The 13,907-nt window shown below is 73.5% G+C and carries 14 protein-coding genes; 12 read left to right on the forward strand and 2 right to left on the reverse strand.

The features are described 5' to 3' along the window. Genes FHU28_RS16470 through FHU28_RS16495 form a run of 6 tightly spaced genes read left to right on the forward strand, consistent with a single transcriptional unit; the run spans position 1 to position 6,987 of the window. On the forward strand, positions 1-1,893 hold the full coding sequence (locus tag FHU28_RS16470; protein ID WP_184685174.1) for a branched-chain amino acid ABC transporter ATP-binding protein/permease: 1,893 nt from the start codon (positions 1-3) through the stop codon (positions 1,891-1,893). Next, complete coding sequence (locus tag FHU28_RS16475) at positions 1,890-2,624, forward strand: ABC transporter ATP-binding protein (RefSeq protein ID WP_073829951.1); 735 nt, start codon at positions 1,890-1,892, stop codon at positions 2,622-2,624. Before FHU28_RS16470 ends, FHU28_RS16475 begins: the two co-directional genes overlap by 4 nt. Further along, positions 2,624-3,358, forward strand: a complete 735-nt coding sequence (locus FHU28_RS16480; RefSeq protein WP_184685176.1) for an SDR family NAD(P)-dependent oxidoreductase — start codon at positions 2,624-2,626, stop codon at positions 3,356-3,358. The genes FHU28_RS16475 and FHU28_RS16480 overlap by 1 nt, the downstream gene beginning before the upstream one ends. Continuing rightward, entirely contained in the window at positions 3,349-5,019 is a 1,671-nt protein-coding gene (locus FHU28_RS16485; protein ID WP_184685178.1) for an AMP-binding protein, read from the forward strand. The genes FHU28_RS16480 and FHU28_RS16485 overlap by 10 nt, the downstream gene beginning before the upstream one ends. Positions 5,020-5,048: 29 nt before the next feature. Beyond that, complete coding sequence (locus FHU28_RS16490) at positions 5,049-6,356, forward strand: hypothetical protein (RefSeq protein WP_184685180.1); 1,308 nt, start codon at positions 5,049-5,051, stop codon at positions 6,354-6,356. 10 nt (positions 6,357-6,366) lie between these two features. Further along, positions 6,367-6,987, forward strand: a complete 621-nt coding sequence (locus FHU28_RS16495; protein ID WP_184685183.1) for a maleylpyruvate isomerase family mycothiol-dependent enzyme — start codon at positions 6,367-6,369, stop codon at positions 6,985-6,987. A gap of 4 nt (positions 6,988-6,991) precedes the next feature. On the opposite strand, the gene FHU28_RS16500 is transcribed toward FHU28_RS16495, so the two are convergent. Beyond that, positions 6,992-7,927 carry an LLM class flavin-dependent oxidoreductase gene (locus FHU28_RS16500; protein WP_184685185.1) on the reverse strand — a complete coding sequence of 312 codons (936 nt, stop codon included), beginning with the start codon at positions 7,925-7,927 and terminating at the stop codon, positions 6,992-6,994. Between the two features lie 56 nt (positions 7,928-7,983). On the opposite strand from FHU28_RS16500, the gene FHU28_RS16505 reads away from it, so the two are divergent. The 3 genes from FHU28_RS16505 to FHU28_RS16515 are packed head-to-tail and all read left to right on the forward strand — an operon-like array spanning position 7,984 to position 10,232. Next, entirely contained in the window at positions 7,984-9,156 is a 1,173-nt protein-coding gene (locus tag FHU28_RS16505; protein ID WP_184685186.1) for an acyl-CoA dehydrogenase family protein, read from the forward strand. Then, on the forward strand, positions 9,149-9,595 hold the full coding sequence (locus tag FHU28_RS16510; RefSeq protein WP_184685189.1) for an acyl-CoA thioesterase: 447 nt from the start codon (positions 9,149-9,151) through the stop codon (positions 9,593-9,595). Before FHU28_RS16505 ends, FHU28_RS16510 begins: the two co-directional genes overlap by 8 nt. Further along, positions 9,585-10,232, forward strand: a complete 648-nt coding sequence (locus tag FHU28_RS16515; protein WP_184685191.1) for a carboxymuconolactone decarboxylase family protein — start codon at positions 9,585-9,587, stop codon at positions 10,230-10,232. The genes FHU28_RS16510 and FHU28_RS16515 overlap by 11 nt, the downstream gene beginning before the upstream one ends. Before the next feature lie 11 nt (positions 10,233-10,243). Here FHU28_RS16515 and FHU28_RS16520 read toward each other — a convergent pair whose 3' ends face one another. Next, positions 10,244-10,912, reverse strand: a complete 669-nt coding sequence (locus FHU28_RS16520) for a GntR family transcriptional regulator (RefSeq protein ID WP_184685193.1) — start codon at positions 10,910-10,912, stop codon at positions 10,244-10,246. A gap of 133 nt (positions 10,913-11,045) precedes the next feature. On the opposite strand from FHU28_RS16520, the gene FHU28_RS16525 reads away from it, so the two are divergent. From FHU28_RS16525 to FHU28_RS16535, 3 genes are read left to right on the forward strand one after another with little or no spacing between them, the layout of a single operon-like run. Further along, positions 11,046-12,209 carry an acyl-CoA dehydrogenase family protein gene (locus FHU28_RS16525; RefSeq protein WP_198033276.1) on the forward strand — a complete coding sequence of 388 codons (1,164 nt, stop codon included), beginning with the start codon at positions 11,046-11,048 and terminating at the stop codon, positions 12,207-12,209. After that, the gene (locus FHU28_RS16530; protein ID WP_184685195.1) at positions 12,206-13,036 is read left to right on the forward strand and encodes an SDR family NAD(P)-dependent oxidoreductase; all 831 of its coding nucleotides are present in this window, start codon (positions 12,206-12,208) and stop codon (positions 13,034-13,036) included. Before FHU28_RS16525 ends, FHU28_RS16530 begins: the two co-directional genes overlap by 4 nt. An 18-nt stretch (positions 13,037-13,054) precedes the next feature. Next, a complete protein-coding gene (locus FHU28_RS16535) occupies positions 13,055-13,903 on the forward strand; it encodes an amidohydrolase family protein (RefSeq protein ID WP_184685197.1) in 849 nt (282 codons plus the stop codon). The last annotated feature ends 4 nt before the right edge of the window (positions 13,904-13,907 follow it).

A 13,907-nucleotide genomic window follows, 5' to 3' on the forward strand; every position in this document is an offset into this window, starting at 1 on the left:
ATGAGGAACCAGACCGTAGGCAGCACCGAGAAGGCCCCGGCGGCCACCGTCCCCCCGCCGCAGACGGCCGGCGACGGCCGCCTGCCGCGCGCCGCCCGGGCCGTGGCATGGCTCCTCGTCGGAGTCGTCCTGCTGGCGCTCCCGCTGCTGCTACCACCGTTCCGGACCTACCTGGCGACAGTGGTCCTCGTCTACGTCATCGCCGTGGTCGGCCTCAACGTCGTGATGGGCTTCTCCGGGCAGATCTCCATCTCGCACGCGGCGTTCATGGGAGTCGGCGCCTACACCACAGCCGTCCTCATGGGACGCTGGGAGCTGCCCTTCCCGCTCGCCGCGCTGGCCGGCGTCCTGCTCGCCACCCTGCTCGGCTACGTGGTCGGCCTGCCGGCGCTGCGCATCGCGGGCCACTACCTGGCCCTGGCCACGCTGGCGTTCCAGCTCATCGTGCAGAGCGTCATCTTCAACTGGGAATCGGTCACCAACGGGCCACGCGGCATCGCCGTCCCGCCCGCCGTGGTCGGGGTGTTCCCGCTGGCCGACCGCAACCTGTACTACCTCGTCCTCGTCGCCGCGCTGCTCAGCCTGCTCTTCGTGCGCAACGTGGTGCGGTCCCGGGTCGGGCGGGCGTGGCGGGCGATCCGGGACAAGGAGATCGCCGCGTCCGTGTTCGGCGTCGACGTGGCCCGGTTCAAGACGCTCGCCTTCGGGGTGAGCGCCGGGTACGCGGGCCTGGCCGGCGCGCTGTTCGCCATCACCGTCGGCTTCCTCGACCCGGGCGCGTTCAACCTGTGGGAGTCGGTCAAGCAGCTCACCATGGTGCTCTTCGGTGGGCTCGGCACGCTCGTCGGACCGCCGCTCGGCGCGGCGCTCCTCGTCCTCGCGCCGGAGTTCCTGACGCCGTTCCGTGAGCACTCGCTGCTCGTGTTCTACGTCGTACTCCTGCTTGTCCTGATCTTCCTGCGGGGCGGACTCGCCTCCGGGGTGAGCCGGACCGCCGCGTGGGTCCGGCGCCGCCGCTCCGGCGCGCCGCCCTCCGACGCCGTCGTCACCGACGCCGCGGTGACCGCGGCCCGCGACCGGCCGGCGCCGCCGGTGGAGCGGTCCGCGGAGGCCGGCAGCGCGGTGGGGGAGTCGATGCTGACTGCCGACGGGGTCACCGTGCGCTTCGGCGGGCTGATCGCGCTCGACGGCGTCGACCTGCGGGTGCGCGACGGCGAGATCAAGGGGCTGATCGGCCCGAACGGCGCCGGCAAGACGACGCTGTTCAACGTCCTGACCCGGGTCTATCCCGTGCACGCGGGGTCGGTCACCTTCGCCGGCCGCGACATGCTCCGGCTGCGCCCGCACCAGGTGGTCGGCGCCGGCCTGGCCCGCACGTTCCAGAACGTGGAGATGTTCCGCTCGATGACCGCGCTGGAGAACGTGCTCGTCGGCCGGCACCACCGCGACGCCTGCGGGCTGTGGCGGACCGGGCTGCGCCTGCCGTCCGCACGGGCGGAGGAGCGGCAGGCCCGCGACGCCGCGCGGGCGGCGCTGGCGACGCTGGGCCTGGAACGCTATGCGGACACCCCGGCCGAGAGCCTGCCGCTCGGCGTGCAGCGACGACTGGAGATCGCTCGGGCGATGGTCGCCGAGCCGCGGCTGCTCATGCTCGACGAACCGGCGTCCGGCCTCACCGCGGCCGAGGCGGCCGCGCTGATGGACGACGTGCGCCGGATCCGGGCCGCCGGGGTCACGGTGCTGCTGATCGAGCACAACATGCGGTTCGTCATGGGCCTCTCGGACTCGGTCACGGTGCTCGACCACGGCCGGGTCATCTTCGACGGCTCACCGCAGCGGGCGCAGAGCGACCCCGCGGTGGTGGCCGCCTATCTGGGCGAGGTGGAGTCATGACAGCGCTGCTCGAACTCGATCGCGTGACTCTCGGCTACGGCAAGATCGTCGTCGTCCACGAGTTGTCGCTGCGTCTGGACGCGGGGCGGATCGTCTCCGTCCTCGGCCCCAACGGCGCAGGCAAGACCACCACTGTCCGCGGCGTCGCCGGACTGCTGCCGTTGCGCGGCGGCGAGGTGCGGCTGGGCGGCAAGCGGGTCAGCGGCTTTCCGCCGCACCGCATCGTCGCCGAGCGGCTGGCCTACGTACCCCAGGGCCGCGAGCTGTTCGCGGACATGTCGGTGCGGGACAACCTGCGTCTCGGCGGCTTCACCATGCGCCGTCGTGACGTCCCGGCCCGGATGGAGGAGCTGTTCGAGTTCTTCCCACGGCTGCGCGAGCGGGCCGGGCAGACCGCGGGCAGCCTGTCCGGCGGCGAGCAGCAGATGCTGGCCATCGCGCGGGCGCTGATGCCCCGGCCGACAGTGCTGATGCTCGACGAACCGTCGGCCGGGCTGGCGCCGCGCACCATGCGGCACGTCTTCGACATCGTCGCCGACGTCGCGCGTTCGGAGGGCGCGGCCGTGCTGATCGCCGAGCAGAACGCGCACCAGGCGCTGCGCGTCACCGACCACGCCTACGTGCTGAACACCGGGGTGATCGAGGCGTCCGGCCCGCCGGCGGAACTGCTCGCCGACGACCGGATCCGGGCGGCCTACCTCGGTGAGGCCGTCGAAGGAGGGCCGGTCTGATGGTCGCGGTGGTGACCGGCGCGGCCGGGGCGATGGGCGGCGCCATCGCGGCGGAGCTGGGCGCCCGTGGGCACGCGGTGGTGCTGGCCGACATCTCCGGCCGCCGGCTCGCCGAGGCCGCGGACCGGTTGACAGCGGACGGCCGGGCGGCGCACCCGTACCGGTGCGACGTCACCGACCGGGCCGAGGCCGAGGCGCTGGCCGCGTCGGCGCTCGCCGCCTTCGGCCGGGTCGACGTGCTCGTCAACGTGGTCGGCGGTTACCGCGGCCGGATGTACGAGCACGTCCTCGACATCCCGCTGGACCGGTTCGACGAGGCCGTGCGGCTCAACCTGCGCGGCACGTTCAACCTCACCCAGCTGTTCGGCCGGCATATGCGTGAACGCGGCGCGGGCCGGATCGTCAACATCTCCTCGGTGGCCAAGAACGGGGCGTCCGGCCAGGCCGACTACGCCGCGGCCAAGGCGGGTGTCGTCGCGTTCACCCGCAGTTGCGCGCTCGAACTCGGCCCGGCGGTCACCGTCAACGCCGTCGCGCCCGGCGTCATCCGCACCTCGGTGATGGAGCGGATCCCGGCCGACGTCCAGGCGCGCTACCGCGAGCGGATCCCGCTCGGTGACTTCGGTGATCCGGTCGACGTGGCCAGGGCCGTGGCGTTCCTTGCCGGGGACGACGGCCGGTACGTCACCGGCGAGGTGATCCACGTGTCAGGAGGGTTCTTCGGATGTCTGTGACCGTACCGGGTGTCATCACCTCGGCCAGTGACGTGTACACCCCCGAGCGGATCGCCGCGTTCAAGGCGTCCGGGCAGTGGCGGGGCCAGCTGATAGTCGACTTCCTCGACCGGCACCGGCGACAGCGCCCGGACCGGACCGCGGTGGTCGACGAGAACGGCCGGATCACCTGGGCCGCCCTCGCCGACCGCGTCGACCGGCTCGCCGCGGCCTTCGTGGACGCCGGGCTGCGGCCGGGCGAGTTCGTCGCAGTGCAGATGCCCAACCGGATCGAGTTCGTGGAGATCTACCTCGCGATCCAGCGGGCCGGCCTGCGCGCGCTCACCATGATGTCCATCTACCGGGAGCACGACGTCGCGTACATGCTGCGTACCACCGGCGCCCGGGCGTACATCGTGCCGGACACGCACCGCCGGTTCGACTTCGTCGCGATGGCGCAGCGGCTGCGCTCGCAGGCGCCCGACCTGCGCACCGTCATCGTGCTCGGCGAGGCGGGCGAGGGCATGGTGCCGTACGAGCGGTTCCTGGCCGAACGCGCGCCGGCCCCCGGCGCCTTCGCGCACCTGCGGCCCGACCCGGACCAGGTGTCCAAGGTGAGCTTCACGTCGGGCACAACCGGGCTGCCCAAGGGCGTCGTGCACACGCACAACACCGACCTGTCGCCGCCCACGATGATCGCCGGCGCGCTCGGCCTCGGCCCGGAGACGCCGATCTGGATGCCGAGTCCCATCGCGCACGCCACCGGCCTGCTGTTCGGCGTCTACGACTCGCTGCTGTGCGGGGCCAAGCTCGTGCTGCAGGACCAGTGGGACCCGCAGCGGGCGCTGGAGATGATCAGCCGGGAGCGGGCCACCTTCACGGTGAGCGCCACCCCGTTCATCGGTGACCTCGTAGAGCAGGACAACCTCTCCTCGTACGACCTGTCGTCGTTCCGCTACTTCGTCTCCGGCGGCGCGCGGGTGGCGCCGGCACTGGTCGAGCGGGCCCGCTCCGAGCTGGGATGCCTGCTGCTGCGGGTCTTCGGCCAGTCCGAGGCGCCGCTGCACACGCTCAACTTCCCGGACGACCCGTGGGAGAAGGTGACCGGCCGCGACGGCCGGCCGTTCGACGGCATCGACGTCACGATCGTGGATCCGTCCGACCGCACGACACCGGTGCCGGTGGGTGAGGTCGGCGAGTACTCCACCGCCGGGCCGCACGTGTTCCTCGGCTACTACGGCAGTCCGGAAGCCACAGTGGAGGCCCGCGACGAGTCCGGCCGCTACTACAGCGGCGACCTCTGCACAGTCGACGAGGACGGCTACGTGCTGTACGTCGACCGCATGAAGGACATCGTCAACCGCGGCGGCGTGAAGATCAGCGCGCTGGAGGTCGAGAACCTGCTCGCCGCGCATCCGCTGGTCCAGGCGGCGGCCGTCGTCGCGGTGCCCGACCAGCGGCTCGGCGAACGGGCCTGCGCGTTCGTGGTCACCCGGGGCGGCGCGGAGCTGACCCTGGCGCAGATCTCCGCGTTCCTCGACGAGATGGGGGTCACCCGGCAGAAGTGGCCGGAGCGGCTCGAGGTGATCGAGACCCTGCCGGCCACTCCCACCGGGAAGATCCAGAAGAACGTGCTGCGCCAGCGGCTCACTGCCGATTCGGCGTCGTCCGGCCGGGTATGACCCGGGCCGGCGTCGCGCCGCGGTTGGGCGTGCCCGACGCCGTCCTGTGGCTGAGCGCGGCCGCCGGCGTCGGCACCCTGGTCGTGCCGGCCGCGCGGCCCGCCACGGCGCCGCTGCTGGTGGTCGGCGTGGTGGTCGTCGCCGCGACGGCCTGGTCCACGCTGCGCCCGCCGGTGCGCCGCACGGTGCTCGCCATGATGCTCGCCGGCGCCGTGCTCTGCCTGGTGGCGGGCGCCCGCTGGTCCGACGTGTCGGCCGCGTTCGCGACGATGTGCGGCGTCTTCTCGTTCGTCGCCGTCGTGCGGCTGCTGGAACTGCCGATGCTGCGTCGCGGCTACCACACGGCGATCGCCGAGGTCACACTCGTGTGGCTGCGCCGGACCCGCGCGGTCTGGTCCGCGGCCACGCTGACCTACCTGCTCTCGCTGGCGCTGTCGTTCGGCGGGGTCGCCCTGGCGTACCGGTCGGTGCGGGCGATGGACTCCGCCGCCGACGAGGCGGGCTCGGCCGGAGTCGTCTGCCGCGCGTTCATCGCGGCCAACCTGGTGACGCCGCTGTCGCCGCCGCTGGCCGTGGTGCTCACGCTCACCGGCCTGACCTGGACCGGCTTCCTGCCGTACGCGCTGGCGCTGGGCCTGGTCGCCGCCGTGCTGGTGCCGCTCGGGCCGGCGCCGCGGGCCCGGGCGCTGCCGGCGCCGCGGCCGGACCGGGGACGGCTGGCCGCCGGGTTCGCCGCGATGATCGGCTGTGTCGTGGCAGTGCTCGTCGCGCTGGAGATGGTCACGCCGCTCAGCCATCCGGCCGCGACGATGGCGGCGGTCCTGCTCGTCGTGCCGCTGTGGGAACGCGGGGCCCGCCTGCCGGCCCGCGCCGTGGCCCTCGCGCGCTCGGAGGCCGGTTCCTGGCGCGAGCAGTTCCTGCTCTTCGGCGCGGGCGGCTTCGTGGTCGCCGCGGCCGGCCGGTGGACGGCCGACGGAGCGGTCGGCCGGCTGCTCGACGCCGCCGGGTTGCCCGCGTGGGCGCTGCTGGCCGGTGGCGCGCTGGCCATCACCGTGCTGGGGCTCGCCGGGCTGTACCCGCTGACCACCCTCATCGTGGTGACGACTGTGCTCGCCCCGCTGGGCACCGGCGCCTGGCCGGCGCTGGTCGCGGCGGCCGCGCTGGTCGGCACGATGGCGGCCTTCGTGTTGTCCCCGCTCAGCGGCCTGACACTGCTGGTGTCGGCGCTGAGCGGGCGCAGCGCCGTCCACATCGGACTGCGTTGGAACCTGCCGTTCGGCCTGGCGCTGCTGGGCGCCGGCGGCGCCGCGATCGGCCTGGTCGCGGCAGTGACCTGAGAGGAGTCGCATGCGTACGGAGACGGAGGTCCTCGGGGACCTGTGGCGGGTTTGGGGCGCCTGGGGCGCGGACCTCGACGAGGCGCAGTGGACGGCGCCGACGCGCTGCGCCGGCTGGGACGTGGCCGCGCTCTACGCGCACGTCTCGCAGGGAGTCGGCGGGCTGGCGGCGCTGGCGCAGCGGCGCCGGGCCGAGGGACCGCCGGAGCACGGCGACGCCGTGGCCCTGCTGCGTGCCCTCAAACCGGACGGGCGCGTGGCGGCGGATCTCGCCGCCCGCAACGCGGATGCGGCGGTGGCGGACGCCCGCGCGGCCGGTACCGCGGAGCTGGTGCGCCGGCTGGCCGTGGACGGCCCGGCGGCGGTGGCGCTGGCCGCGGCCGGGCCCGACCAGACGGTCGAGTACTTCCGCCGGGGCACCACGACAGTGCGCGCCGCGGCCGTCGTGCGGCTCGTGGAGGCCACCGTCCACCTGCTCGACCTCGCGGTGGCGCTGGGCCGCGAACCGGATCTGCCGGACGGGGCCACCGAGCACACGCTGCGCTTCCTGACCGGCATGGCGCCGCCGCTCGCGCTCATCGAGGTGGCCACCGGCCGGCGGGCGCCGGACATCTTTCCGGTGTTCGGCTGACGGGTCAGCGCAGCGCCTGCACGACCTCGGCCGCGAGCCGGCGCAGCTGCCCGCGCGGGTCCGGCCCGGCGATGTTGAACACGACGTCGGTCATGCCGGCCTCGACGTACGGAGCCAGGTACTCGCGGATGTCGTCGGCGGTGCCGTAGGCGCTGTACCGCTCGAAGCTGTCGAACGGCAGCCCGTACGCCGTGGCGAGGTGGTTCGACACGGCGTCGCGGGCCGCCTCGCGGGTGTCGGCGATGGTGGTGAAGAGATTCAGCGCGAAGGCGAAGCCGGAGAGGTCGCCGCGGATCGTGCCCACGGTGTCCGCGGCTGCCCGGAAGCGGCCGGCGCTGACCCACACCGGGAACCAGCCCTCGGCGCCGCGGGCCGCGCGCTCGACGACGGCGGACGCGCGCCCGCCGAGCCACAGTGGCACGGGCCGCTGCACCGGCAGCGGCTCCATCGTGAACGCCGGCAGGTCGACGACGCGCCCCTGATACGGCTCGCCGCTGCCGGCCAGCAGGCCACGGACGGCGGCGGCCGTCTCCTCGAAGCGGCGGGCCCGCCGGCCCGGGTCCACGCCCAGGGCCCGGTACTCCTCGGGGTTGTCGCCGCCGATGCCGGCGCCCAGCACGAGCCGGCCGCCGGAGAGCACGTCCACTGTCGCGACGTCCTTCGCGGTCAGTGCCGGATGCCGCAGGTTCAGCAGGTAGACGCCGGTGCCGAGACGGACCCGCCGGGTCACCGCGGCGACCGCGGCCAGCGTCGGCAGGGGCGAGAGCATGCCGACGTTCCAGATGTAGTGATCGCCCACCCAGACGTGGTCGAGGCCGAGTTCCTCCACGTCACGGGCCATGTCGAGCACCGACGCGGGCTCGATCGGACCACTCGCGGAGTAGGTGGGCAGGAAGCATCCGACGTTCACCATGACGACCCCCTTCAGCAAAAACAGCATACGGGATACAGTATGTCGACCGCTAGGAGCCGTCTCATCGACCGACGGAGGCCCTCATGACCCTCGTACCGTCCGCGGCCCCCGCCGAGCAGGTCCTCGAGCCGCTCGACGGACCTGAGCACGACGCGGTGAACCGCGCCCGGGAACTCGTCGCCCGCATCAACGACGAGACGGCCGCCGACCTGGCCGCCCGCACCGAGTTTCCCGCCGACCTGTGGGAGTGGGCCGCGGAGCACGCCCTGCACCGGGTCGGGATCGCCGAGGAGCACGGCGGCGAACCGGCCGACATCGTCGCGAAGATGCGCATCGCCGAGGTGCTGGCCGAGCGGGTCGGCGTGCTGGCCTGGGTGTGGGGCATCTCCAACTGCTTCGCCGCGCCGCTGCTGGCCGCGCTGGCCGACGAGCCCACCCGCAAGGAGCTGCTGCCCGGGCTGGCCGCCGGCCGCCTGCGCTTCGCGTTCGGGGTCACCGAGCCGGGCGGCGGATCCGACCTGTTCGGCGCGCTGGACACCACACTGGCCGACGGGCGGGTCAGCGGTCGCAAGCGCTACTGCACCGCCGCCGCCTCGGCCGACCATCTCTTCCTGCTGGTCCGGGAGGCCGGGGCGCCCGCCGGCGGGACGAGCGGGCTGGCGTTCGCGCTCGTGCGCACGAACGCGCCCGGGCTGTCGATGTCCCGGGTGCCGACGCCCAGCTTCGCGTCCTCGTTCGGCACGTACGAGGTCGACCTCGACGGCGTTGCCGTCGACCACGCGTTCACCGGTCCGGCGGTCAAGGCGGCGCTGCGCACGGTGCTGGTGGAGGAACGGCTGCTGATTCCGGCCATCGTGATCGGCGCCGCGCACGGCGCGCTGCGGCGCGGACTGGCCTACGCGGCCCGGCGTACCGCGTTCGGCACCCGTGTGGACAGCTACCAGGCGCTTCAGCATCAGGTCGCCGACGCGGTCATGGACCTCGAGACGGCCCGCCACTACGCGTACGCCATGGCGCGGCGGTGGGCGGCCGGCGCGCCGGTCACGATTGGCGCGGACGTCGCGAAGTCGCGCAGCGTGGACGCGGCGCAGCGGGTCGCCGACGTCGCGGTGCAGCTGATGGGCGGCATCGGTTTCACCCGCTGGGGCGGCGTCGAGCACGTGTGGCGGGACCTGCGCGCCTTCCGCCTCGCGCCGATCACCGAGGAACTCGTGCGCAACCGGGTGGCCCGGTCGCTGGGGATGGGCCGTGACTGACGGCGTCGCGCCGCTGCTCGCCCGGCTCGGGCTGCGGGTGCCGATGCGCGACGTCGACCAGGCCGGTGTCATCTACTACCCGGCCCCGCTGGCCTGGCACGAGCAGCTCTACACCGGCTGGCTCGACGCGATCGGCCATCCGCTGAGCGGCCTGCTGCGGGCCGCCCAGGCGACCGCCACGGTGAGCGCGAACGCCGACTACCTCGCGCCGGTCAGTCTCGACGACCGGGTCGACCTGGAGCTGCGGTCCGGACCGGTGGGGCGCAGCTCGTTCACGCTGTGCTCGGTCGGCTTCCGCCGGCCCGACCGGTGCGAGGCGGTGCGCGTGCGCACGGTGCACGTGTGGTCGCGGCTGGACGGTGGCCGGCTGAGGGCGGCCCCGATGCCGGACTGGCTGCGCGAGGCGCTGTCCGGCGGGGCGGTGCCCGATGTCAGCTGACCGCACCCTGGCCGACCGCTACCTCGGCGGACGGTGGACGCCGGCCTTCGACGCGATCGCGGTCGAGGCGCCACAGGTGCTGGAGGCGTACCTGCGCCTGGCGGCCGTGCCGTGGCGCGGGCGGGAGCTGCCGGTGGCGCTCAAGGAGCTGATCTGCGTCGCGTTGAGCGCGGCGCCGGGTCACCTCTATCCGGCCGGGGTGCGCATGCACGTCGCCGGCGCGCTGCGCGCCGGTGTGCCACGCGCGCACGTCATGCACGCGGCGGCGGTGGCCGGCTCGGTCGGCATCCGGGCCGCGACGCTGGCGCTGCCGATCCTCGCCGACCTTGCCGGCCCGGCCGCGGACGGCGACGCCGGACCGCCACCGGTCGGCGCAGGGCTCGCCGCGGCCCACGCCGAGGTGGTCGACGCGGGCGGAGCGGCGGGGTTGCCGGCCGTCGACCGGGAGCTGATCGCGGTCGCCGTCGCGGCGGCGGTCACCCTCGCCGACGCGGACGTCGTCCGCGAGCACATCCGGACCGCCCTGGACCTGGGCGCCACGCCGGGGCAGGTCGCCGAGGCCGTCGCGCTGGCCTGCGGCATCGGCCTGCACGGGTGCCTGCTCGTCGCCGACGAGCTCGCGGCGGCAGTGCCATGACCGCCACCGGCTCAGGTCAGGTCGACGCCCTTCTTCTCCAGGTAGCGGACGAGGTCGCGGCCGGCCTCGGCCACATGGTCGCGCATGAGGTCGGCGGCCTGCTCGCCGCGGCCCGCCGCGACCGCCGCGATGATCTGCGCGTGCTCGTCGTTGGCCCGGTCGATCCACTGCGGGAACTCCAGGAGCAGGTCGCGCGGGATCGTGACCGCCAGGGCCCGCAGCGCGACGATCAGCCGGCGCGACTGCGCCATCTGGTTGATCCGCCGGTGCAGGTGCCAGTTCAGATCGGCGGCGAGCTGGGCGTCCTCGGCGGCGCCGCACATCTGCGCGTGCCGCTCGGCCAGCTCGGCCAGGTGGGCCGGGTCGCCCTGCTCGGCCACCCGGCGGGTGGCGATGCCGTGCAGTTGGCCCTCGATGAGGAAGCTGTCCTCGATGTCGTGCCGGCGCAGGGGCGCCACGACGCTGTGCCCGCCGCCGTCGCCGGTCAGGAAGCCCTCGTACGTCAGCTGCCGCAGCGCGTCGCGGACCGGCATCCGGCTGGTGCCGAAGCGCTCGCACACCTGCAGCTGGGCCAGCTTGGTGCCCGGCGCGAGTCGCCCGAACAGGATGTCGTGCCGCAGCGCGTCGGCGATCCGCCGGCCGAGCGGCGTGCGGTCGAGCCGTTCCGACGTCAGACTCACAGGTCCTCCTCTGCGGCCGATTTGTTCGTTTCCGCCGCTTACTGCCATTTTGCCGCACCGCGCCCGGAGTCGCGGTCATCCCGTCCCTTCCAATATCCCGTATACCGGCGCTTGAGCTGAAAGGGATCCCCACGTGTTCTTCGACATGTTGCCAACGGAGCTACGGGACCTCGCGGCGGTCGCCCGCGACGTCGCGACGGAGCGGATCGCGCCGCTCGTACCCGAACTCGAGCGCGGCCGCACGTTCTCACCGGAGCTGCGCAAGATCCTGGCCGGCGCCGGCTTCACCGGGCTCGTGGTGCCCGAGCGGTTCGGCGGCGTCGACACCGACGTCCGGGCCGAGGTCGTCGTCCTCGAGGAGATCTCCAAGGTCTACCCGAGCGCGTCCACCGTGCTGACCGCGACCTGGTTCCCGACCAAGGTGATGGTGCGGGCGGCCGACCGGCCCGACGCGCCGGCCTGGCTGCCCGGCGTGCTGCGGGACGTCGCGTCCGGCGACCGGCTCGGCGCGATCGCGGCCACCGAACCCGAAGCCGGCTCGGACCTCGGCGGCGTGGCGACCACCGCGCGGCGCGACGGCGACGAGTGGGTGATCAACGGCAGCAAACGGTTCATCACCAACGGCGGCCACGCCGACTTCTACGTCGTCGTCGCCCGGACCGGTGGCCCCGGGCCGCGCGGCGTGTCCGCCTTCTACGTCGAGGCCGACCGGCCCGGCGTCGAGGCGGTGCGGTTCGAGGAGAAGATGGGCCTGCACGCCTCGGCGACCGCCGAGATGGTCTTCGCCGACGTCCGGGTGCCGGCCGACCACCTGCTCGGGCCGGAGAACGGCGGCTTCCCCCTGCTGATGCAGGGCTTCGACGAGGGCCGCATCGTCGTCGCGGCCCTCGCGCTCGGCATCGCCGAGGGCGCGTTCGACGCGGCCGTCCGGTACGCCGGCGAACGGCGGCAGTTCGGCCGGCCGATCGCCGCGTTCCAGGGCATGCAGTTCCTCATCGCCGACATGGCGATCCCGTTGCACGCCGCCCGCTCGCTGGTCTACGACGCGGCGCAGGCATACGTCGACGGCCATCCGGACGCCGCCCGGCTGGCCTCGATCGCCAAGACGTACGCGAGCGACATGGCGATGGCGGTCACGACCGACGCGGTCCAGGTGCACGGCGGCTACGGCTACGTCACCGACTTCCCGGTCGAGATGTTCATGCGCGACGCGAAGATCAACCAGATCTACGAGGGCACCAACCAGATCCAGCGGATGATCATCGCGCGCTCCTACTTCCCGGACGTCGCCCGATGACCGCGCCGGCCCCCGAAGCACGCGGCGACGTCACCGGGCGGCTGCACGACCGCGTCGCGATCGTCACCGGGGCCGGGTCGCTCGGCCCCGGATGGGGCAACGGGAAGGCGGCGAGCGTGCTGTTCGCCCGGGCCGGCGCCCGCGTCTTCGCCGTCGACCGGCGCGCCGACGCGGCCGAGCAGACGGCCGGGATCGTCCGGGCCGAAGGCGGCGAGTGCGAGCCGTTCACCGCCGACGTGTCCCGCCCGGACGGGGTGGCCGCGCTGGTCGAGGCCTGCCTGCGCCGGTACGGACGGGTCGACGTGCTGCTCAACAACGTCGGCGTCGGCGTCGTCGCGGGTATCGAGGACACCGAGCCGCGGCACTGGGACCTGGTCCACCGGATCAACCTCACCTCCGCGTACCTCACCACGCGGGCCGTCGTTCCGCACATGCGCGAACAGGGCGGCGGCGCGATCGTCAACGTCTCGTCGGTCGCCTCGCTCGGCGCGACCGGCGACCGGCTGACCGCGTACGGCGTGAGCAAGGCCGGCCTCAACCACCTCACCCGTGCCGTCGCCGCCGAGCACGCGGCGACCGGTGTCCGCTGCAACGCCGTCGTGGTGGGTCTGGTGGACACGCCGACCGTGTACGCCGGCCAGCCGGACGCCGACCCGGCGGTCCTGCGCGCGCGCCGGGCCCGGCGCTGCCCGACCGGTGCCATGGGTGACGCGTGGGACGTCGCCCACGCGGCGCTGTTCCTGGCGAGCGAGGAGGCCCGGTACGTGACCGGCGCCCTGCTCGTCGTCGACGGAGGACTGTCGCTGCGCTTCGGCGCGGCGGTGTGAGCAACGAGAGGAGCACAGATGAGCGAACGCCCGTACGGCATCGTGGACGCCTGGGCGATGCCCTGCCACCCGCCGATCTCCGACCGGTGGAACGCCGACCCCAAACGGACCCACGGAATGTCCTTGTTCGGCGCGTCCGGCTTCGGCGGCTGGTCGATCGACGAGCAGGTCGAGGAGATGGACCGGTGGGGTGTCGAGATCGCCGTGCTGTCCGCCATCCGCGAGGCCGACGATGTGAAGATCAGCAACGAGGAGGTCGCCGCCTGCGTCGAGAAGTACCCGACGCGGTTCCGCGGCAGCCTCGCCGTCGACCCGCGCCGGCCGATGGCCGCGCTACGCGAGATGCAGACATGGGTACGTGACTACGGCTTCGTGAACGTGAAGGTGTGCCCGTACGCGTACGGCTACGACAACCCGCCGAACAGCAAGCTGTGGTACCCCATCTACGCGAAGGCCTGCGAGCTCGGCGTCTCCGTCACCATCCAGGTGGGACACACCGGGCCACTGCTGCCGTCGGAGCCCGGCCGGCCGATCTACCTCGACGAGGTGGCGCTCACGTTTCCCGAACTGACCATCGTCGGGGCGCACATCGGGTGGCCGTGGGAGGAGGAGATGGGCATGCTCGCGTGGAAACACGACAACGTGTACGTCGACACGTCGGCCCACGCTCCCACCCGCTACCCGGAGCGGTTCGTCCGATTCCTCAAGCGCCGGGCACCGCACAAGGTGCTGTTCGGCACCGATTACCCGGCGCTTCGCTACGACCGTGCGGTCGGCGAGGTGTCCGCTCTCGATCTTCCGGCCGATGTCGAGCGGATGTTCCTGCGCGACAACGCCTGGAAGGTCTTCGGCCTGGACCGGAGCTGAGGGA

Source organism: Micromonospora echinospora (assembly GCF_014203425.1).
Taxonomy (GTDB): Bacteria; Actinomycetota; Actinomycetes; order Mycobacteriales; family Micromonosporaceae; genus Micromonospora; species Micromonospora echinospora_A.